The organism is Nocardia sp. NPDC004123, assembly GCF_053603795.1.
Map to the genome: position 1 here is coordinate 178,463 of NZ_JBSGGG010000009.1, position 18,090 is coordinate 196,552.

At 68.2% G+C, this 18,090-nt stretch carries 18 protein-coding genes; 6 read left to right on the forward strand and 12 right to left on the reverse strand.

What is annotated here, in order from left to right; all coding sequences use genetic code 11:
- Positions 1-122 precede the first annotated feature (122 nt).
- Entirely contained in the window at positions 123-1,259 is a 1,137-nt protein-coding gene (locus ACWEQQ_RS15225; RefSeq protein ID WP_452348630.1) for a Rieske 2Fe-2S domain-containing protein, read from the forward strand.
- Between the two features lie 46 nt (positions 1,260-1,305).
- On the opposite strand, the gene ACWEQQ_RS15230 is transcribed toward ACWEQQ_RS15225, so the two are convergent.
- Entirely contained in the window at positions 1,306-2,118 is an 813-nt protein-coding gene (locus tag ACWEQQ_RS15230) for an IclR family transcriptional regulator (protein WP_452348631.1), read from the reverse strand.
- A gap of 192 nt (positions 2,119-2,310) precedes the next feature.
- Here ACWEQQ_RS15230 and ACWEQQ_RS15235 point away from each other — a divergent pair, with 192 nt between their 5' ends.
- Positions 2,311-2,943, forward strand: coding sequence for a TetR family transcriptional regulator (locus tag ACWEQQ_RS15235; protein ID WP_452348632.1), 633 nt, complete (start codon positions 2,311-2,313; stop codon positions 2,941-2,943).
- 104 nt (positions 2,944-3,047) lie between these two features.
- On the opposite strand, the gene ACWEQQ_RS15240 is transcribed toward ACWEQQ_RS15235, so the two are convergent.
- From ACWEQQ_RS15240 to cysD, 5 genes are read right to left on the reverse strand one after another with little or no spacing between them, the layout of a single operon-like run.
- Positions 3,048-4,181 carry a sulfotransferase family protein gene (locus ACWEQQ_RS15240; RefSeq protein ID WP_452348633.1) on the reverse strand — a complete coding sequence of 378 codons (1,134 nt, stop codon included), beginning with the start codon at positions 4,179-4,181 and terminating at the stop codon, positions 3,048-3,050.
- Positions 4,182-4,199: 18 nt separating this feature from the next.
- Complete coding sequence (locus ACWEQQ_RS15245; protein WP_452342979.1) at positions 4,200-4,997, reverse strand: SDR family oxidoreductase; 798 nt, start codon at positions 4,995-4,997, stop codon at positions 4,200-4,202.
- Positions 4,994-6,190: a hypothetical protein gene (locus ACWEQQ_RS15250; protein ID WP_452348634.1), complete on the reverse strand. Its 1,197-nt coding sequence runs from the start codon at positions 6,188-6,190 to the stop codon at positions 4,994-4,996. The genes ACWEQQ_RS15245 and ACWEQQ_RS15250 overlap by 4 nt, the downstream gene beginning before the upstream one ends.
- On the reverse strand, positions 6,190-8,052 hold the full coding sequence (cysC, locus tag ACWEQQ_RS15255) for an adenylyl-sulfate kinase (RefSeq protein ID WP_452348635.1): 1,863 nt from the start codon (positions 8,050-8,052) through the stop codon (positions 6,190-6,192). Before cysC ends, ACWEQQ_RS15250 begins: the two co-directional genes overlap by 1 nt.
- Positions 8,052-8,957 (reverse strand): sulfate adenylyltransferase subunit CysD, encoded by a 906-nt coding sequence (cysD, locus tag ACWEQQ_RS15260; RefSeq protein WP_354851579.1) that lies wholly within the window; start codon positions 8,955-8,957, stop codon positions 8,052-8,054. The genes cysC and cysD overlap by 1 nt, the downstream gene beginning before the upstream one ends.
- A gap of 289 nt (positions 8,958-9,246) precedes the next feature.
- Between cysD and ACWEQQ_RS15265 the strand changes: the two genes are divergently transcribed.
- The gene (locus ACWEQQ_RS15265; RefSeq protein ID WP_452348636.1) at positions 9,247-10,134 is read left to right on the forward strand and encodes a helix-turn-helix domain-containing protein; all 888 of its coding nucleotides are present in this window, start codon (positions 9,247-9,249) and stop codon (positions 10,132-10,134) included.
- A gap of 150 nt (positions 10,135-10,284) precedes the next feature.
- Here the strand turns inward: ACWEQQ_RS15265 and ACWEQQ_RS15270 are convergent, their stop codons facing one another.
- Entirely contained in the window at positions 10,285-11,457 is a 1,173-nt protein-coding gene (locus ACWEQQ_RS15270) for an FAD-dependent monooxygenase (protein WP_452344606.1), read from the reverse strand.
- A 112-nt stretch (positions 11,458-11,569) separates the two neighbouring features.
- Positions 11,570-12,397, reverse strand: a complete 828-nt coding sequence (locus ACWEQQ_RS15275; protein WP_452344605.1) for a helix-turn-helix transcriptional regulator — start codon at positions 12,395-12,397, stop codon at positions 11,570-11,572.
- An 84-nt stretch (positions 12,398-12,481) separates the two neighbouring features.
- Between ACWEQQ_RS15275 and ACWEQQ_RS15280 the strand changes: the two genes are divergently transcribed.
- On the forward strand, positions 12,482-13,231 hold the full coding sequence (locus tag ACWEQQ_RS15280; RefSeq protein WP_452344604.1) for an SDR family oxidoreductase: 750 nt from the start codon (positions 12,482-12,484) through the stop codon (positions 13,229-13,231).
- A gap of 3 nt (positions 13,232-13,234) precedes the next feature.
- Here ACWEQQ_RS15280 and ACWEQQ_RS15285 read toward each other — a convergent pair whose 3' ends face one another.
- Positions 13,235-13,588, reverse strand: a complete 354-nt coding sequence (locus ACWEQQ_RS15285; RefSeq protein WP_452348637.1) for a hypothetical protein — start codon at positions 13,586-13,588, stop codon at positions 13,235-13,237.
- A 201-nt stretch (positions 13,589-13,789) separates the two neighbouring features.
- Here ACWEQQ_RS15285 and ACWEQQ_RS15290 point away from each other — a divergent pair, with 201 nt between their 5' ends.
- Positions 13,790-14,209: an SRPBCC family protein gene (locus ACWEQQ_RS15290; protein ID WP_452348638.1), complete on the forward strand. Its 420-nt coding sequence runs from the start codon at positions 13,790-13,792 to the stop codon at positions 14,207-14,209.
- Here ACWEQQ_RS15290 and ACWEQQ_RS15295 read toward each other — a convergent pair.
- The 3 genes from ACWEQQ_RS15295 to ACWEQQ_RS15305 all read right to left on the reverse strand — a co-directional run bounded on the left by ACWEQQ_RS15295 (position 14,206) and on the right by ACWEQQ_RS15305 (position 16,643).
- The gene (locus tag ACWEQQ_RS15295) at positions 14,206-14,742 is read right to left on the reverse strand and encodes an NUDIX domain-containing protein (protein ID WP_452344601.1); all 537 of its coding nucleotides are present in this window, start codon (positions 14,740-14,742) and stop codon (positions 14,206-14,208) included. The two genes, ACWEQQ_RS15290 and ACWEQQ_RS15295, sit on opposite strands and share 4 nt — an antisense overlap.
- 29 nt (positions 14,743-14,771) lie before the next feature.
- Positions 14,772-15,326 carry an NADAR family protein gene (locus ACWEQQ_RS15300; RefSeq protein WP_452344600.1) on the reverse strand — a complete coding sequence of 185 codons (555 nt, stop codon included), beginning with the start codon at positions 15,324-15,326 and terminating at the stop codon, positions 14,772-14,774.
- A gap of 114 nt (positions 15,327-15,440) precedes the next feature.
- Positions 15,441-16,643, reverse strand: coding sequence for a hypothetical protein (locus ACWEQQ_RS15305; protein WP_452344599.1), 1,203 nt, complete (start codon positions 16,641-16,643; stop codon positions 15,441-15,443).
- Between the two features lie 167 nt (positions 16,644-16,810).
- Here ACWEQQ_RS15305 and ACWEQQ_RS15310 point away from each other — a divergent pair, with 167 nt between their 5' ends.
- Entirely contained in the window at positions 16,811-18,070 is a 1,260-nt protein-coding gene (locus tag ACWEQQ_RS15310; protein WP_452348639.1) for an FAD-binding oxidoreductase, read from the forward strand.
- Positions 18,071-18,090 lie beyond the last annotated feature (20 nt).

The window sequence follows — 18,090 nt, forward strand, 5'->3', positions numbered from 1 at the left end:
CAGTGAAATCGTCTGTGCGGCAGGGGTTTTTCCGCCGCTATAACGGGAAATATGCGGGATCGGCCCCGATGACGGGCCCGTGAGTTGGTGTTCCGCATCCACACCGAGCGAGGACGGTACCTATGACAACGATGCGTGACGAGTTCCGCCGGGTCGAAGCCGAACCGGCACCGGCCCGCTTCGCGCGAGGCTGGCACTGTCTGGGGTTGGTGCGCGATTTCGCCGACGGCAAGCCGCATTCCATCCGGGCGTTCGGGACCAAGCTGGTGGTCTTCGCCGGGGCGGACGGCACCCTGAATGTGCTGGACGCCTACTGCCGGCACATGGGCGGGGATCTGTCCGACGGCGAAGTCAAAGGCGACGAGATCGCGTGCCCGTTTCACGACTGGCGCTGGGGCGGGGACGGCCGCTGCAAGCAGATTCCCTACGGCCGCCGCGTCCCGCCGCTGGCACGTACCCGAGCGTGGAACACACTGCAGCAGGACGGGATGCTGTTCGTGTGGAACGACCCCGAGGGCAATCCGCCGCCACCGGAGGTCGCCATTCCCCGCATCGAGTCGGCCGGCAGCGAAGGGTGGACCGATTGGCACTGGTACACCACCGTCGTCGACACCAACTGCCGTGAAATCGTTGACAATATCGTCGATATGGCGCACTTCTTCTACGTGCACGGCTCGTTGCCCACCTACTTCCGCAACGTGTTCGAAGCGCATGTGGCGACCCAGTACTTCGACAGCGGTGCGCGTGCGGATCTGCCGGGACCGGTCGGCGAGCCGAAACTGCTCGGCACACAGTCGGTTGCGTCGTACTACGGCCCCTCGTTCATGATCGACGACCTGCTCTATCGCTATGAAAACGGCGACCACAGAACAGTTTTGATCAACTGCCACTATCCGATCGACGCGAACTCCTTCGTCCTGCAGTACGGCATCATGGTCGAGATCCCCGCCGGTCTCGACGCCGAGGAAGCCATGGCCGGCGCCCGTGCGATGGGCGACTGGGTCAAGGTCGGCTTCGAGCAGGACGTGGCGATCTGGAAACGCAAGGCGCGCATCGACAATCCGCTGCTCTGCGAGGAAGACGGCCCGGTCTATCAGTTGCGCCGCTGGTATCAGCAGTTCTACGTCGACCAGGCCGATATCGAACCGGCGATGGTCGATCGATTCGAATACGAACTCGACACCACCCGCCCGGCCGAGGCCTGGAATGCCGAGGTCCGAGCCAATCTGGCCCGCGCAGCCGCCGCGCAGATGTCATGAGCGCAGCCGCCGCACCGGTGTCATGAGCGCAGCCGCCGCGCCGGTGTCACGAGCACGAATCGAGCACGCCCGCACCGGAGGCTTTCCCGGTGCGGGCGTTCGGCCGCAACCCCAGCAGGCGTCGCCGGATATCGACCGCGGCGCTTCGCACTGCGGCCGTAGCGTTTTCGATGGATACCGACCGGGTCGGACCCGACAGCGATACCGCGGCCGGTGCGCTCTCGCACAGCCCGCCGATGGCCGCGGCCACGACCGTGACACCCAGTACGCAGCCCTGCGAGTCGACCGCGACACCGCCACGGTCGTGAACCGTGCCCAGTTCCCGCGCCAGCTGTCGCGACGAGCGCACGCTGTAGCAGGTCGGCGCCTGCTGGAACGACAGTTCGGGCCACCGCTGCGGGTCGAGCCCGGCCAGCAGCGCCCGCCCCGGCGCGGTCAGGGCCGCGGCCTGGCGCGCCCCGACCGACCACCCGGCTCCCGGCCCGGGCGGTGGACCCAATCGCTCGAGGTGCAGCACATCCGGCCCGGTCAGAATGCTCAGGTGCGCGGTCAAACCCGTGCGTAGATGTAGTGCGGTCAGCACCGGTGCGGCGGTCTCGCGCAACCGGCGCTGCGGGGCCACCTGCGCACCGAGTTCGAACATTCGCAAGCCGAGCCCGTACTCGAAACCTTCACGCTCCACCCAGCCCAGTTCCACCAGACGCCGCAGAATCCGATGCGTCGACGACCGTGGCAGCCCGGCCCGCTGCGCGATCTCCGCCAATGTCAGCGATCTCGGCCCGTCGAAGGCATCGAGCAGCGACGCCACCCGATCGATCATGGCCGCTGGGCCGTCGTGAGTTCGTGTCGTCGTTGCCACGTTCCACCTACCTTCGAACATCAATGTCAGAATCTGCCATTTGTGGCAGAATATGACACACAGGGCGTGAGCACGACCACATTGCCCGGAAAAGGCACCACTCGACCCGTTTCTCCGGATTCCCGCCCGTCGCCCCGGGGGCTGCCGGTACGGCGTTACGGTAGGCGCCACCAGGAATGAGGAGGACCCGTCGTGAGCAACCCGGCCAAGGCGAAGCTGGCCACCAAGCGGGCCGAAGACCTACGCCTGACCATCGCGCTCGCGGCCCACACCCTGTTCGTCGCCGACGGCGACACCTCCGCGACGGTCGAACGCATCTGCGAGACGGTCGGAATCGCGCCACGCACCTTCCACCGCTACTTCGCGACGAAGGAGGACGTGGTGCTCCCCTTGTTCCGTCGCAGTGAGCAGCTCGTGCGCGAGGTGCTCGCGAAGGCGCCCATCGACGCCGACCCGGCCTACGTCCTGACCCACGCATTCACCACCGAGGTCCATCAACGGCAGTCGTTCGACTTCGATCGGACCTTCATGACGCTGATGATCAACACACCCGAATACCGGCGTCGATGGCTGGAGTGGGGCGAATGGCTCTACGAGCCCATCACCGAATTCCTCTCCGCGCGTATGGATCTCGGCACCGATCCGTTCCTGCGCGAACTGCCTGCCCAACTGGTGGTACAGACCAGCCGCCAGGCCTATACGCACTGGATCGTCAGGGCCGAGTCGACCGATTTCGCCGAGGTCGAGGCGATCATGCAGCGCGGCTTGACCGTACTGTTCGCCGGACTGAGCGCGGTGACCTCCCCGGTCGCGCACCCGACGTGAGGGCCAGAGGTTGATCACGGTCGAATCGACCGCGGCGACAGACCCGCCACAGCGCGGACGGCCGGGTGCGCGGGGTGCGCACCCAGCCGTCCGAGATGGGTTGGTCAGAGCTCGAATTCGGCTCGGACCTGGTCTTCGGTGAGGCCGTAGTCGGCCAGCGAGTACTTGTGGACCGGTTTGCGGTCGCCGGACTTGCTGTCCTCGTCGAGGGTGGTCATGGCGGTGCGGGCCGAATCCGTGTAGTCCAGGCCGAACTTCGAGTAGATCTTCTCGACCGTGGCGAAGGGGTCGGCGCGGAGTTCGTCGAATTCGATGTCGAGGAACTGGTCCGGGTTGTACCGGGCTCGCGCGGTATTGAATTCGCGCAGGCCGCGGGACCACAGTTCGAGCTGTGATTCACCGATCTTCTCGCCGACGAAGGTCGTGGACCAGCCCGCGGTGGCCTGCTCGGACAGGCTGCACGAGGAGCCGACGATGGTGACCGGGTCGCGGTGGGTCTGGATGATCAGCGCGTCCGGGTACACCTTCATGAGCGCGTCGAGGGCGAACAGGTGGCTGGGGTTCTTCAGCACCCAGCGCCGGTTGTCACCCAGGCCGATGAGCTGCAGGTTCGCCTTGTGCCGCGCATAGGCATCCGTCCAGTCCTGCTTGCGCAGCCACTGCGAATAGCTCGGCAGGTAGGCCAGCGACTCGTAGGAGATGGATTTCACCGTCTGGCGCAGCAGCTGCCAGCACTCCTCGACCTCGGCGGCGGTCATGTAGTGCACGCCCATGAATTCCGGGTTCTCGATCCGGTGCTGGGCGAACCCCTTGTCGACCGCCTGGTAGACCGGATTGTCGGCCCAGGTCTCGCGCGGCGGCCGCGGCTGCGGGAAGTCGGCGAGCCACATCTCCAGGGCCTGGTGCTGCGGGTCGGCGGCGAGCAGCCGGTGCAGGGCGGTGGTGCCGGTGCGGGGCAGCCCGGTCACGAAAATCGGCCTGGTGACCTGGGTTTCGGTGTAGGCCGGGTTGGCCTGCCAGGAGGCTTCGCTCAGGGCGCGGGCGACGAGCGCCCCGCGCAGGAAGTAGCGGCTCATCTTGGAGCCGAGCTCGGTGAGCCCGGCGTCACGCTGGTAGGACTCCAGCAGGACGCCGAGCGCCTCCAGGTAGTCGTCGGACCCGAAGTCGGTGAGGCCGCAGACTTTCGACGCCGAGTGGTGCAGATCCTCGACGGTGCCGACGTTGGTACGTCCGCTCATAGTGGTGAAACTCCTTGCTCAGACGTGGTATTCGCCGCAGTTGACGTCGATGGTCTGTCCGGTGATGGCATTGGCCCACGGCGACATGAGGAAGACGATGGTCTGGGCGATCTCATCGGGCAGCGGCAGCCGCTTCAGGTCGGACTTGGACGCGGTCTGCTGGTAGACCTGCTCCTCGGTGATGCCGTACTTCTTGGCGATCTCGCTGAAATACCACTTCAGCTGGTCGGTCCAGATATAGCCGGGCAGCACGCTGTTGACGCGAATCCCCTTCTCGCCCAGCTCGGTCGCCAGGGTCTGCGACATGGCCAGCAGGGCCGCCTTGGCGACCTTGTAGCTGCCGTAGCGGGGTTCGGAGTGCCGCAGCACCATGGAGTTGACCATGACGACCGAGCCCTTGGTCTCGGCCAGCCCGTCGGTGAACGCCTGCGTCATGCGGAGATTGCCGAGCACCGTCAGGTCCACGCTCTCGCGGATCTGCTCGAAGTCGGTGCGCGCCAGCGGCTTCATGGACGGCACCTTGAAGGCGTTGTTCACCAGCGCGTCGACCCGGCCGAAGGTCTCCAGGGTCTGCTTCGCCAGGTTCTGGACCGTGGCCTCATCGGTGATATCGGTGGGCACGCAGAGCGTTTCCGCGCCGCCCTCGGCCGCGATCTCGTCGGCGACCTCCTTCAGCCGCGACTCGGTGCGCGCCGCCAGCACGACCTTGGCCCCGGCCGCCGCGGCCTCCAGCGCGATGGAGCGACCGAGACCGGGCCCAATGCCGCTGACCACCACGACCTTGTCGGCCAGCAGACCCGTCTTCAGGCGGCTCATCCCAGCATCCTTTCCGCGAAGGCGCGCTGGCGAGCGGCGATCCGCTCGCGCCATCCGGCCTCGTCGATCCGATTGTGTTCGAAGTTGGGCAGTCGTTCAGCCACTTTGTCGAAGGGAACGAGCTCGATGGTCGGCCCGTCCTCCGGCGTCATCGGCCGCGAGACCCGCTGCCAGCGGAACTGGAGGATGCCGAGCTTGCGCCCGGTGGTCTCGATCCAGTTGGCCACGCCCGGGTTCCGCGCCGAGACGACCATGCGGATCATCCCGTCCGGATCCACCTGCGCCTGCTGATGATTCAGCGAGGTCTGGTGGTTGACATAGTCCAGGGAGATGTACCAGCGGCTGCCCAGCTGGAAACCCTGATACGGCGCATCGGATTTCGGCACAGTGATGATAAGCGCCTGATCGTCGTCCAGCTCGAAATGCCCGACGGAGGAGTACTGGGTGCTCAGCCCGCCCGGCGTGAGCCGAGGCTCGGTCAGCGTATTGACCGGCAGGTTCAGGTAGAACCACTTCGGGAAGTTGAACCAGGTGTGCACCCGGGTCAGTAGCATCCGCCCCGCGGCCCGGTACCGCTTGCGCAGCTGTTCCACGCCCGCCTCGACCGGCGCGGTGCCGATGGTGTCCACCCGCTCGATGCGAATGCTGCCCTTGCGCTCGGTATTCCAGTCGCCGTACACCTCGCGCACGGCCAGCATGGACGCGCCCTCGGGGAGCACGAAGTAGTTCGGCTCCGGATTCTCTTTGGGCGGCCCGAAACGCAGCTGGTAGCTGCCGTCCGCGTCGATCTGCAGCCGCCGGTCGTCGAACGCGTCGTCACCGTTCGGGACGTCGGAGGCGGTGTAGTCGCCCTTGAGGACCTGGAAGCTCAGGTCGACGGTGCTGCCGCGCACGCCGGTGAGCAGGTATTCCGCGTTCGGCTCGATATTGGCGCTGTAGTACAACGTGTCCGGGTTGTCGAGGCCCATCTTGGTGTAGGGCCCGGTGGCGGTCACCAGGTACGGGTGCGAGGTTCCGTGCGCCCGCGACAGCTGAAGCACCGCGGCGATGCCGGCCTGCAGGTAGTCGTAGCCCTCCGCCAGGTCGTGCGGGTCACGGATGAAGTCGGCGCCGGCGATGAGCTTCTCGGCCTCGGCAACGGCCGCGAGGAACGGCTCGGTGAGAGGCAGCTCGGCCTTTTCTATATCTGTCATCAGCTTTCAGCGATTCCTAGGATCTCTCGAATTCGATGGGCGATCTCGGCCGGCGTCCCGGCCGAGGGGGTGATGGTCAGGTCGGCGAATTCCGGCCGCTCGTAGGGCGAACTGATGCCGGTGAATTCGCGCAGCTCCCCGGCGCGGGCCCGCTTGTACAGGCCCTTCGAGTCGCGCAGCTCGCACTCCTCGAGCGGGGTGTCCACGAAGATCTCCCGGAACGACAGATTCCTGGAGTCGTGCAGCTTGCGCGCCTCGCGCCGTTCGGCCCGGAACGGGCTGATGAGCGAGACGATGGCGACCACGCCGGCATCCGCGAACAGCGCCGCCACCTCGGCCACACGGCGAATGTTCTCGCGGCGGTCCTCGTCGGTGAAGCCGAGATTCTTGTTCAGCCCGTGCCGCAGATTGTCGCCGTCGAGCAGGTAGGCGGGCTGGCCGGATTCGATGAGCTGCCGCTCCAATTCGACGGCGATGGTGGACTTCCCGGAGCCCGACAGTCCGGTCAGCCACACGGTCGCGCCGGTGCTGAGCCGCTGCCCGCGCTCCACGGTGGAGCTGTGCCACACCACATTCGAGGCCTTCTGCCCGACCCGCGGTGCGCCCGTGGAGCGTCCGGTGATCATGCCCGCGGCCACCGTCTGATCGGTGGTCTCGTCGATGAGGATGAAGCTGCCGGTGGCGCGGTTCTCCCGGTACGGGTCGAACAGCAGCGACTGCCGGCTCTTGATCGTGACGCGCCCGATGTCGTTGAGCCCCAGCCGATCCGCGTCCGTCTGCCGGTGCAGGGTGTTCACGTCCAGCCGGTAGTCCAGCTCGCTCACCTCCACCTTGGAGGTCTGGGTAGCGGTGCGGATGGCGTAGGAGTTGCCGGCCCGCAGTTCGGTGTCGTCGGAGAACCAGCACACCATGGCGTCGAGCTCACGATCGGCGTGCGGCTGGTTGCCGGGCCGGGCGAGCATATCGCCACGGCCGATATCGATTTCGTCGTCCAGGGTCAGCGACACCGCCATACCGGTGAAGGCCTCGTCGACCTTCCCGCCGCCCGGCCCCCAGATCTGGTTGACCCGGCTGGTGCGCCCCGACGGCAGCACCACGACCTCGTCGCCCGGTTTGAAGATGCCGCCCGCGACGGTGCCCGCGTAGCTGCGCTGGCTCTGCCCGTGCGGGCGGATGACGTACTGCACCGGCAGCCGGTTGTCGATGAGGTTGCGGTCGGAGGCCACGTGCACCTCTTCCAGGTGCCGCAGCAGCGGCGGGCCCGGGTACCAGTCGGCGGTGCGCGCGGACGGATCCACCACATTGTCGCCGTGCAGCGCCGACACCGGGATGAAGCTCAGATCGCCGACATCCAGCTTGGTGGCGAAATCCGCGAATTCCGACCGGATCTCCTCGAACCGCTGCTCGGACCAGTCGACCAGGTCCATCTTGTTCACGCACAGCACCAGGTGGCCGACCCCCAGCAGCGAGGACAGGAAGGCGTGGCGGCGGGTCTGCTCGGAGACGCCCTTGCGCGCGTCGACCAGGATGAGCGCCAGGTCGGCGGTGGAGGCGCCGGTCACCATGTTCCGGGTGTACTGCACGTGCCCCGGCGTGTCGGCGATGATGAATTTCCTTCGCGGCGTGGCGAAGTAGCGGTACGCGACATCGATGGTGATGCCCTGCTCGCGTTCGGCGCGCAGGCCGTCGGTCACCAGCGACAGGTCCGGCCCGTCGCCGCCGCGCGACAGGCTCGCGCGCTCGATGGCATCCAGCTGATCGCTGAACAGGCTCTTGGAGTCGAACAGCAACCGCCCGATGAGGGTCGATTTACCGTCGTCCACGCTGCCCGCGGTGGCCAGTCGTAACAGGTTGCGACGCATCAGAAATAGCCCTCTCGCTTGCGATCTTCCATGCCGGACTCCGAGATGCGGTCGTCGGCGCGGGTGGCGCCGCGCTCGGTCAGCCGGGTGGCGGCGGTTTCGGCGATCACCTCGGCGGGGTCGGCCGCGGTGGATTCCACGCAACCGGTGCAGTCGGCATCGCCGAGGGTCCGGAAGCGCACGGTGGCCTCGAAGCGCTTCTCCTCCGGGCCGAACTCCAGAAATCGGTTGTCCGCCAGCAGCATTCCGTCGCGCGCCACCACGGTGCGCCGGTGCGCGTAGTACAGCGACGGCAGCTCCACCTCGGCCTGGTCGATGTACTCCCAGATGTCGAGCTCGGTCCAGTTCGACAGCGGGAACACCCGGATGTGCTCACCCTTGCGGTGCCGGCCGTTGTAGAGGTTCCACACCTCGGGGCGCTGAGCCCGCGGTTCCCACGCGCCGTACTCGTCGCGGAAGCTGAACACCCGCTCCTTGGCGCGCGCCTTCTCCTCGTCGCGGCGCGCCCCGCCGAATACCGCGTCGAAGCGGTGCTCGCGAATGGTGCGCAGCAGGGTGGTGGTCTGCAGCCGGTTTCGGGTCTCACCCGGCCGTTCGGTGACCCGGCCCGCGTCGATATCGTCCTGCACGCTGCCGACCAGCAGCTGGGCGCCCAGCCGCGCCACGGTGCGGTCCCGGAAGTCGATGACCTCGTCGAAATTGCGCCCGGTGTCGATGTGCAGCAATGGGAACGGCAACGGCGCGGGCCAGAACGCCCGCCGCGCCAGCTCCAGCATGACCGCCGAGTCCTTACCACCGGAGAACAGCAGCACCGGCCGCTCGAAGGTGGCCGCCACCTCCCGGATGATGTGCACCGATTCCGCCTCCAAGGCGTTCAGGTGCGACAGCTCATATCCCGTGCGCATCTCTCGTCCCATTCGCCGCGTCATCCGATCCGTCCGGTCATTCGACCTTGCGGTGTCGAATATTCGACGCTATTGTTCGATAATGTGACACTGACGATAAGTCGGTACCGGGCGACGGTCAATACCCGCGCCCGAATTGCCGCGCATCGGAGTAGCTCGGGCACACCGGATCCGGGCCACTCCGGTGCGGATGACCGATACCCCGGTCGATACGATCGGGCGCGAACCTCCCGCAGCGCCGGGACCGACACCAGCGGGGATCGAGTTGCCTGAATCCACCACCGCCCCTGTGGCTTCCGAACCGGGAACGGCGGCCGGAGCAGGTTCCGCGCCCGCCTCACCGCCGACCCACCGGGTCGTGCAGGCGATCGAGTTGCTGTCGCGGCATTCCGGCGAGCGCCTCTCCCTGGCCCGCATCGTGCGCGCCACCGGCATGTCCCGGGCCACCGCGCACGCCGTGCTCGCCCAGCTCACCGCCGACGGCTGGACCGTGCGCGACAGCGAGGGGAACTACAGCCTCGGCCTCGGACTACTGGCCGTGGCACGGCGGGCCGACACCGCTTTTCCGCTGCGCCGTCTGGCCGTGGAGCCCATGCACGCGCTGGCCGCCGCGCACGGCGTCCCCATCTTCCTGGCCGAGCGGGAACAGGAGGCCATCGTCATCACCGAGGTGCTCGGCACCCCGTCGGTCCCGTGGATCCGCCCCGCCCGCCGGATGCCGTTCGCACCGCCGGTCTGCCGCGAATTCATCGCCTGGGCACCGGAATCCGAGCGGGAGACCTGGCTGCAGGCCGCCGACCCGCGCCACCACCCCCGCCTCACCGCGGTCCTCGACGTCATCGCCGCCCGCGGCTATTCCGTCGAACGCCTCGCCGACGAGTCCGCCCCCATGCTGGAAGCCCTGGGGGCGCTTCGCCATTCCCCTGTCACCGATCCGCTGCGGCACCGTCTCAGCGCCATGATCGCCGACCTCATCACCATCGACTATCTCCCCGACGAACTCGGCGACCACAATGCGGTCGTCTCGGTGGCCGCCCCGATCTTCGCCTCCGACGGCTCGGTCATCGCGTCGATCGTCTCCTGCCCCGACACCAATCTCCCCGCCGCCCGCCTGCACGAGCTGGCCACCGCCACCATTGCCGCGGCCGATACCGTCACCACGTCCCTGCGCGGCTGAGGCGTTCTCCGCGTCCCGGGGCGGCCACTGATCACCGCGACGGCCACTGATCCCTGCGACGGCCACTGACCGACGCGGCGTCATCGTCGAATCCCACCCGGCAGACGGCCCGCACCCGAGGGTGCGAGCCGCCGAATCATGCTGCGACAGTCAGCGATTGGCCAGTTCCGAGAGCTGGTAGGCCATGTTGCGACGAAACGCCGGGATGCGGGCGGCGGTGCTGATGACGAGGTTGCGGACCAGCCGCGCGGGCAGCGGACGCAGGGTCGCCATGCGGGTCATGCGATCGGTGAAGCTGACCACGCCCAGCGCCACCGGGCGACGGGTCTGCTCGTATTCGTCGAGGGTGGACGCGGGGGCGCCCGCGACCACCGCGGCGAGCAGGCGGCCGAGCAGGGCGGCGTCCTGGATGCCGGTGTTCATGCCCTGGCCGCCCGCCGGGCTGTGCACGTGCGCGGCGTCCCCGGCGAGCAGGATGCGCCCGGCGCGGTAGTGGTCGGCGACCCGGTGGTGCACCCGGAAGCGCGAGCTCCAGACGATCTCCTCGATCTTCGCGTGCGCGCCGGGCCGGCGGGCGTCGACCAGCGCCTGTACATAGGCCAGATCCTGGTGTTCGGGGGCGTCGGCCACGGTGGCGACGATGCGGAAGCGGTCGGGCTGCGGGTCGGGCAGCGGCGCGACGACCGTGACCCCCTCGGGCGACAGGTGCAGGGAGACCTCGTCGCGCGGGTCCGGCCAGGTCATGCGGACATCGGCGAGAACAAAAGACTCGGGGTAGGTGGCGCCGGTGAAGCCGATCCCGGCGGCCTCGCGGACCGGGCTGTGCATGCCGTCCGCACCGATGACCCAGTCCGCGCGAACGGAATTCGCGGCGCCGTCGGCGTCGGTGAAGGAGACGGTGACACCGTCAGCGTCCTGGACGACGCCGGTGACCTCGGTGTGCCGGTGCACCTGCCCGCCCGCCTTCTCGAGGCGTGCCAACAGGATTGCCTCGGTCGATTCCTGACCGATCATCACGGTGTAGGGGTAGGCGGTGGGCAGTCCCTCGAACGAGATGCGGGCCAGCGCGTGGTCGCCGTCGCGCATCACGAAGTGCGGCACCACGATTCCGCGCTCGAGCAGGGTCTCGGTGACGCCGAACTGCTCGAGCACCTCCAGGGTGCGGGCGTGCACGACGACCGCCCGGGAGGTGTTGGCGCCCTCGGCCAGCTTGTCGAGCAGCACCACGTTCACACCCGCGTCGGCGAGCGCGATGCCCGCGGTCAGCCCGGCGGGACCGGCACCCACGATGACGACCGAAGCGGTGGCGGGGACGGTGTTCATGACGACTCCTGAGGCTCTGCCAACGCTTGTTGGCCAACGTCTGTTGATTTAGACGGTACGACTCGGTCGAAGCCATGTCAACACTTGTTGGCCAACGAATGTTGGCAAACCTTCAGCGGTCGGTGGCGGCGGCCAGCGACTGGAAGACGGCGGCGGTCCGGGTGTGCGGCGTCGCGCAGTAGACGATGACCCGCTGATCGGTGTCGGAGATGTGCAGCACCTGGCAGTGGAAGTCCAGCGGCCCCAGCTCCGGATGACGGATGCGCTTGCGGTGGATCCGGCGCACCTCCACATCGTGGGCGGCCCACATGTCGGCGAACCGCTTCGACGTGCCCAGCAGTTCGGTGACCAGCGCGGCCAGCGACGGATGCCCCGGATACCGGGCATAGGCCGCGCGCAGATCGGCAATCAGGGCGCGGGCGAAGTCGCGGGTCTCGGCGTCGGCCCACTGGGGATGGTCGGCGGCCTCCCGGAACATCCAGCGGATCATGTTGCGCTCGTGGCCGGGCACGGTGTCGAGATCGCCGACGAAGGGCGTGGCCGCCCGGTTCCAGGCGAGCACCTCGTAGGTCGCGTCCACCACATACGCCGGCGCCGCCAGATTGTCGAGGATGGACCGCACCGCCTGCGGCACAGTCTTGTGCGGCCCGGCCGTGACCGGCGGCGACTCCCCCGCCATCCGAAACAGGTATTCCCGCTCGTCCACGGTGAGCATGAGCGCCCGGGCCAGCGCCGCCAGCACCTGCCGCGACGGCTTCGCGCCGCGGGCCTGCTCGATGCGGATGTAGTAATCCACCGAGATGCCCGCCAGCTGCGCCACCTCCTGCCGGCGCAATCCCGGGGCGCGGCGGTTGAGCCCATTGGGCAGGCCGACATCGCTGGGTGTCAGCCGATTACGCCGAGCCTTCAGAAAAGCCGCGAGTTCGCTCCTGTCAGCCATGGCTCCAGTGTGGGCCGCCGTCCCGATTTTGGGTGGCACAACTTGGGCCTCCCGCCGCAACCCGCGCGGCGTGATGCTTCTCCCATGACCATCACCGCATTCATCACCGGCGCCAACAAGGGCATCGGCTACGAGACCGCACGGCAGCTGGCCGCGCGCGGCATGACCGTCCTGCTCGGCGCGCGGGACCCCGAACTCGGGCAGGCCGCTGCCGCCAAGCTGCGGGCCGAGGGCGCGGACGCCCACTTCGTCCGGATCGACGTCGCCGACGAGCAGTCCATCGCCGCGGCGGCCGCCCAGATCGAGGCGGACTTCGGCCGGCTCGACATCCTCGTCAACAATGCCGCCATCAGCGGCGGCCTCGACGGTGACGGCAAGCCGTCGTCGGGCACCCTCGACACCCTGCGGCATGTGTACGAGACCAATGTCTTCGGACTGGTCGCCGTCACCAATGCCCTGCTGCCGCTGCTGCGGCGCGCCGAGGCGGCCCGGATCGTCAACGTGTCCAGCGAGGTCGGCTCGCTGGCCGGGCGCACCGATCCGAACAGCCCCATGTCGCAAATGGTTTCGGCCATCCCGTACACCTCGTCCAAGACCGCCGTGAACATGGTGACGGTCCTGTACGCGCTCGAACTGAAGGACACCCCCATCAAGGTGAACGCCGCCAATCCCGGCTACACCGCGACGGATCTCAACGCCAACAGCGGTTTCCGCACCGCCGAACAGGGCGCCGAGCCCAGCGTCCACCTCGCGACACTGCCCGCCGACGGCCCGACGGGTACGTTCTGGGGTCACATCTGGGGACAGGAGGAGTACGGCCGCATCGAATGGTGAGGCCTACCAGCTGCCGTTCGGCTGCGGGCCACCGCGGTGCCACATGTCGGGGCCGTCTCGCCGGCAGCGCTGCTGCCACCACTCGTGCTGCTGGATGCAGTGGTGGACGAACCACCAGTCACCCTGGTCGCGGGGTCCGTTCTGATCGCCGAATCCGCCTTGGCCTCCGCCGAATCCACCCTGGCCACCGCCGGATCCGTCCTGATCGCCGTTCCCGTCCTGATCCTGGTCGCCATCGTGGTGGCGGGCCGCGGTGACGCCCGCCGCGGGCACGGCGTGAGCGGTGGCCAGGCCGGTCGCCAGAGGAGCCGTGAGCAGGGTGACCACTATCAGTGCCGGTCGGAGTTTTCCGCGCATATCGATCACTCTTCGTATCGTTGTGTGCACCAATACGATCCATGATCAATCCCCCCGGCCCTTCGATGCATGGACCGCGACGCCGATTAAACGCCATTCCCGGCACAGCGCAAGGGCGATCGCGGTTCACCTTCAGCGGATCTTCAGGTTTCGAATGTGATAAACCGTCTATCCGACTGAACTTCGATCGAGGACGAGATCATGTGGGAGTACGAACACAGCGCCGAGACCACCGTGCCCCGGGAGGCGCTGTGGCGCAGCTGGTCCGACCCGAGCCGCTGGCCCGAGTGGAATCCCGGCATCGAAACCTTCGAGCTGGACGGGCCTTTCGCGCCCGGCACCACCTTCCGCATGACCTCGCCGGACGGTGACACCGTGGAGCTGCGCTTCGTGGAGATCGTCGACGGCGAACTCTGGAGCGACGTCTTCCTCGGCGAGGGCTTCGAGGTGCTGACCCAGCACCGCCTCGACACTCTGCCCTCCGGCGCCACCCGCGTCGTCTACCGCACCGAGATCACCGGCCCCGCCGCCGCCACCCTCGGCCCCGAGATCGGCCCCCAGATCACCGCCGATTTCCCCGAGGTCGTCGCGGGCCTCATCGAGCACGCCGACCGGAGCTAGCCCAGCCCGCCGCGCCTTTCGTGCAGCAACAGCAGGGAATACGCGGCCACACTCTGGGCATCCACGATCGCGCCCGCCAGGATCATGGCCTCCACCTCGTCCCGGGTGAACCAGGCGGACTCCATGTCCATCTCGGAGGGCTCCCGCTCGTGCGGCCCCGCCGTCAGCTCGGTGGCCAGCACCACGGTCCCGTAGTGCGTGCTGGTGGCCGGCGCAGGCGCCACCTTCCCCAGCGCCGTCAGCCGACCGGCCCGCAACCCGGTCTCCTCCCGTAGCTCCTGCCGAGCCACCGCGATCGGATCGCTCTCCCCCGCCACCGCCCCGCCCGGGAACTCCCAGCACCTGCGCCCCAGCGGGTACCGATACTGCTCGACCAGGTGGAATCGCTCGCCATCCCACGGAATCACGATCGCGAAGTCCGCCTTCCGGATGTAGGCGTACACCGACTCCTCCCCGTCGGCCTGCCGAACCACGTCCTCCCGCAGCGTGATCCACCGATTCGCGTACACCTCACGACTCCGCACCGTGTCCATCCCCCGATCCTCCCCTACCGCGGGGCGGGTCAGGACTGGCGGGCCGGGGCCAGGGCGTCCCGGGCGTCCATGAGGGCGAAGCCCAGCAGGTTCTCGCCGCGCCAGCGCGCCGGGTCGGCGGCGGAGGGGTTGTCGGCGCCCAGGCCGATGCCCCAGATGGTGTCGCGGGGAGCGGCTTCGACGAGCACCTTGCCGGCGGTGGCGAGCAGGAAGTCGCGGAGCTGTTCGTGCTGGCCGAATTTGGCGATGCTGGCGCGCAGCACGATGTCGAAGCGGTGGGCTTCCCAGGTGTCCTGGTCGAAGCCGGAGATGGCGCGCCCCATGCGCTTGGCGTCGGCGGGGGTGTCGCTGGACAGGATGCGGGTGCGCATGTCCTCGTCGCCGAACAGCCGGGCCTTCTCGGCCATCATGAAATGCTCTGCGCTGCCGTAGTTCTGGCCGTCGACGCTGAATTCGACCGGCCACCACTGGCTGAGCACCCACTTGCCGACCTCGTGGCCGGGGGTGCGGGTGTGCCCCCAGAAGAAGAGGAACTCCGGTCTCGCCCCGTCGGCCATGTCCGCTGTCAGCTGCGCCCTGTCCACGCCGCGACCCTAGCCGACAGAGGCGACAGAATCGTGCGGTTATCGCGCCACACCGCCGACGCGCCGCCGCACCCACCTGGTGGCGGGGCACAGAGTTGCTTGCAGGGCACAGAGTCAGCTGGCGAGTGTGCGCAGGCGGGTCATGATCTCGGCGGGCGGATGGTCGCGCACGCGATAGCGCGGCGGGTCGTACTCGGCGGCGAGTTCCAGTGCCACCAGCCCGGACACGTCCTCCCAGGCGACGCGGAAGACATCGCCGTCGCCGGTGACGAAGCAGATGAAATCGGCGGCGGGCAGCAGATTCGTGACCCCGTCGGTCCAGGAGGTCATGGTGTACTCGCTGCCGTCGGGCGCCCGCACGTGCAGCAGTTCCATGATCGCGCCCTCGCGCTCCGCCTCGGCGCGCAATCGCTCGGTCTGCGCGTGATACGCCCCCACCGCGAGCTGCGCGTGCGCGCGGCGGATGAGCCCATGGGCCGGATGGTCCGCGTCCACTTCGAAGGGGACCACGTCGCCGTTGTCGTCGACGGTGTACGGAACCGCGGACAGCGGTCGCAACGCCCCCTCGAGCCGCTCCGCCGCCAGCGCCAGCAATTGCGGCAGCGCTGCGGGCGTCGCGCCCAGCACGACCAGCATGCCCAGGTGCCCGGGTAGGAAAAGCAGTGGGCGCGTTGCGGTTCGGGCCCGCACGCCCTCGAGCCACCCGGCCACCAGCGGCAGCGAACCGACATAGCTCTCGCCGTCGTCGTCGACGAAGTCCATCACCCGCATCCCCTGCGGCGGTTCGAGGGCCTCCAGCGTGTTCATGGCCAGCTCGGTGAGATTGGCATGCGCGACGGCGTAGACCTGCTCCGCGTCCACGCCCCAGCTCGACAGTTCCTGTTTCGTCACGAATTGCACGGTGCTGGGCAGATCGATGACCACCATCTCGGTCAGGAACGGCAGCGCCGGACGCGAGAGCACCAGGTCCCGCCCCTCCAGCTCGCCGACCCGTATCGCCCCGGACCCGTACCCGGCCCGCCGCAGCACCGGTCGCAGCCTGGGCGCCACCTGCTCCCAGCCCTGCGGCGCCTCCGGCGGCAGGATGAGGCTGTCGACGGCCTGGAACAGCCCGGCGCTGATCTTCCCGTCGAACCGGCGGTACAGCGTGCCCAGGTTCATCTTGGCGACGTACCCGTTCTTCAGCCGGTAGCCGATCTCGAACGCCTCGGTGTCGAAGTGCGCGGTCTCCACGGCCTCGTAGCCGAGCACCTGTTCCAAGACCTTCTTGCCGAACCGATTTCGCGGCGAACCGAACATCCCGCCCAGGAAACTCATGGCCCGGACTCTACGCGCGAGGGGCGACAAACGCTGCCCGCAAACCCGCAGGGAACCTGTGTCCCACAACCTAAAACGCGCTGTTCACGGCGTGTCCGCGCAGTGCTCACCAGGACGCCCGTCCAAGGACGAGCACAATGCGCGTGACTGTGGTTAGCTGTAGCGCCATGAGCACGCCCGTCTCCACCCACCCCGACGAATTTCTGCCCCGCGATACCGCGGATGTGGTTCGGACCGTTCGGGATTCACGCCGTTCGACGAAACCGCTGATCATCCGGGGCGGGGAACGGCCGGAGGACGAGCTCGCGCTGCCCGATCAGGGCAGCGTGCTGAGCCTGCGGAAGATGAACCGGGTCCAGGTGGTGGACGCCGACGCCGGGACGGTGCGGGTGCAGGCGGGGGCGCGCCTCTACGACATCGACCGGACGCTGGGCGCGCACGGGCTCGGGCTGCCCGTGGTCGGCGACCATCGGGACATCACGGCGGGCGGATTCGCGGCGGTGGGCGGGCTGTCGGCGGCGTCGCATCGCTTCGGCATGTTCAGCGACAATGTGGTCGAGCTCGAATACGTCGATCAGGACGGGCGTTTCGGCACCTGCGGGCGCACGCATCACGCGGAGCGGTTCCGCCGGATCCTGGGCGGCGGCGGGCGCACCGGGATCATCACCGCGCTGACGCTCGGGGTCACCAGTGTGGACAAGGACCGCACCTGGCTCACCACCGACGCGCACCGGTTCCTGGACTTCGACACCTGGGTGGAGCACTCCTACCGTGAGATCCAGTCGCCGGGTGACGCCATGCTGCAGGTGGGCCGCTGGGTGGACACCGCACCCCTGAAAGTTGCCCGGCCGGTCGGTACCGGCACCGTGCAGCTGGGCACCGTGCGCTTCGGCCAGTGGTCGAGCCTGCACCCCACCACCCCCAACCTCTCGCTGCGCGCCCGGCGCGAGGTCGGCGCGCGCGCCCGAAAGTCGCTGGGCGCCATCGCCGCATCCGCGGGCGGCCGCGCCGGTATGCCGGTCCGCAATGCCGCCGCCGGCGCGCTCATGTTCGCTCCGAAGGTGCTGACCCTGCGCGACGCCGAGTACCTGGCCGACACCGTCATCAGCTCCTCCGAGCGCGGACCGGCTTACCGCGTCTCGGTTTTCGCGCCCCTGTCCTCCTATGCCCGGGTCTTCCACGGCCTGCACGACCTGTTCGCCGGGCACCGCGAACGCACCGGCTGCTTCACCGTCATCTCGGCCATGACCTATGGCGTACGGTCTCTCTACCTGCGCGAACTCGACAACGAGGACCACGGCTTCATTACCTTCACCTGCCGGTTGCGGCCGGCGGCGCTGCCCTCGGAACTGTTGCGGGACATCGTGTCCGCAATCGACGAGATCTGTCTCGCCGAACGCGCCCGGCGTTATGACCCGACCGAATAGAATGTGTTCCGCCGCACTGC

Bases quoted from the DNA above. Each gene is read 5' to 3' on its own strand.
- ACWEQQ_RS15270 (WP_452344606.1), bottom strand. From the start codon at position 11,457: ATGAACACCGTCCCCGCCACCGCTTCGGTCGTCATCGTGGGTGCCGGT.
- cysD (WP_354851579.1), bottom strand. From the start codon at position 8,957: ATGCGCACGGGATATGAGCTGTCGCACCTGAACGCCTTGGAGGCGGAA.
- ACWEQQ_RS15240 (WP_452348633.1), bottom strand. From the start codon at position 4,181: ATGAGCGGACGTACCAACGTCGGCACCGTCGAGGATCTGCACCACTCG.
- ACWEQQ_RS15245 (WP_452342979.1), bottom strand. From the start codon at position 4,997: ATGAGCCGCCTGAAGACGGGTCTGCTGGCCGACAAGGTCGTGGTGGTC.
- ACWEQQ_RS15280 (WP_452344604.1), top strand. From the start codon at position 12,482: ATGACCATCACCGCATTCATCACCGGCGCCAACAAGGGCATCGGCTAC.
- ACWEQQ_RS15290 (WP_452348638.1), top strand. From the start codon at position 13,790: ATGTGGGAGTACGAACACAGCGCCGAGACCACCGTGCCCCGGGAGGCG.
- ACWEQQ_RS15225 (WP_452348630.1), top strand. From the start codon at position 123: ATGACAACGATGCGTGACGAGTTCCGCCGGGTCGAAGCCGAACCGGCA.
- cysC (WP_452348635.1), bottom strand. From the start codon at position 8,052: ATGCGTCGCAACCTGTTACGACTGGCCACCGCGGGCAGCGTGGACGAC.
- ACWEQQ_RS15305 (WP_452344599.1), bottom strand. From the start codon at position 16,643: ATGAGTTTCCTGGGCGGGATGTTCGGTTCGCCGCGAAATCGGTTCGGC.
- ACWEQQ_RS15285 (WP_452348637.1), bottom strand. From the start codon at position 13,588: ATGCGCGGAAAACTCCGACCGGCACTGATAGTGGTCACCCTGCTCACG.
- ACWEQQ_RS15310 (WP_452348639.1), top strand. From the start codon at position 16,811: ATGAGCACGCCCGTCTCCACCCACCCCGACGAATTTCTGCCCCGCGAT.
- ACWEQQ_RS15295 (WP_452344601.1), bottom strand. From the start codon at position 14,742: ATGGACACGGTGCGGAGTCGTGAGGTGTACGCGAATCGGTGGATCACG.
- ACWEQQ_RS15250 (WP_452348634.1), bottom strand. From the start codon at position 6,190: ATGACAGATATAGAAAAGGCCGAGCTGCCTCTCACCGAGCCGTTCCTC.
- ACWEQQ_RS15275 (WP_452344605.1), bottom strand. From the start codon at position 12,397: ATGGCTGACAGGAGCGAACTCGCGGCTTTTCTGAAGGCTCGGCGTAAT.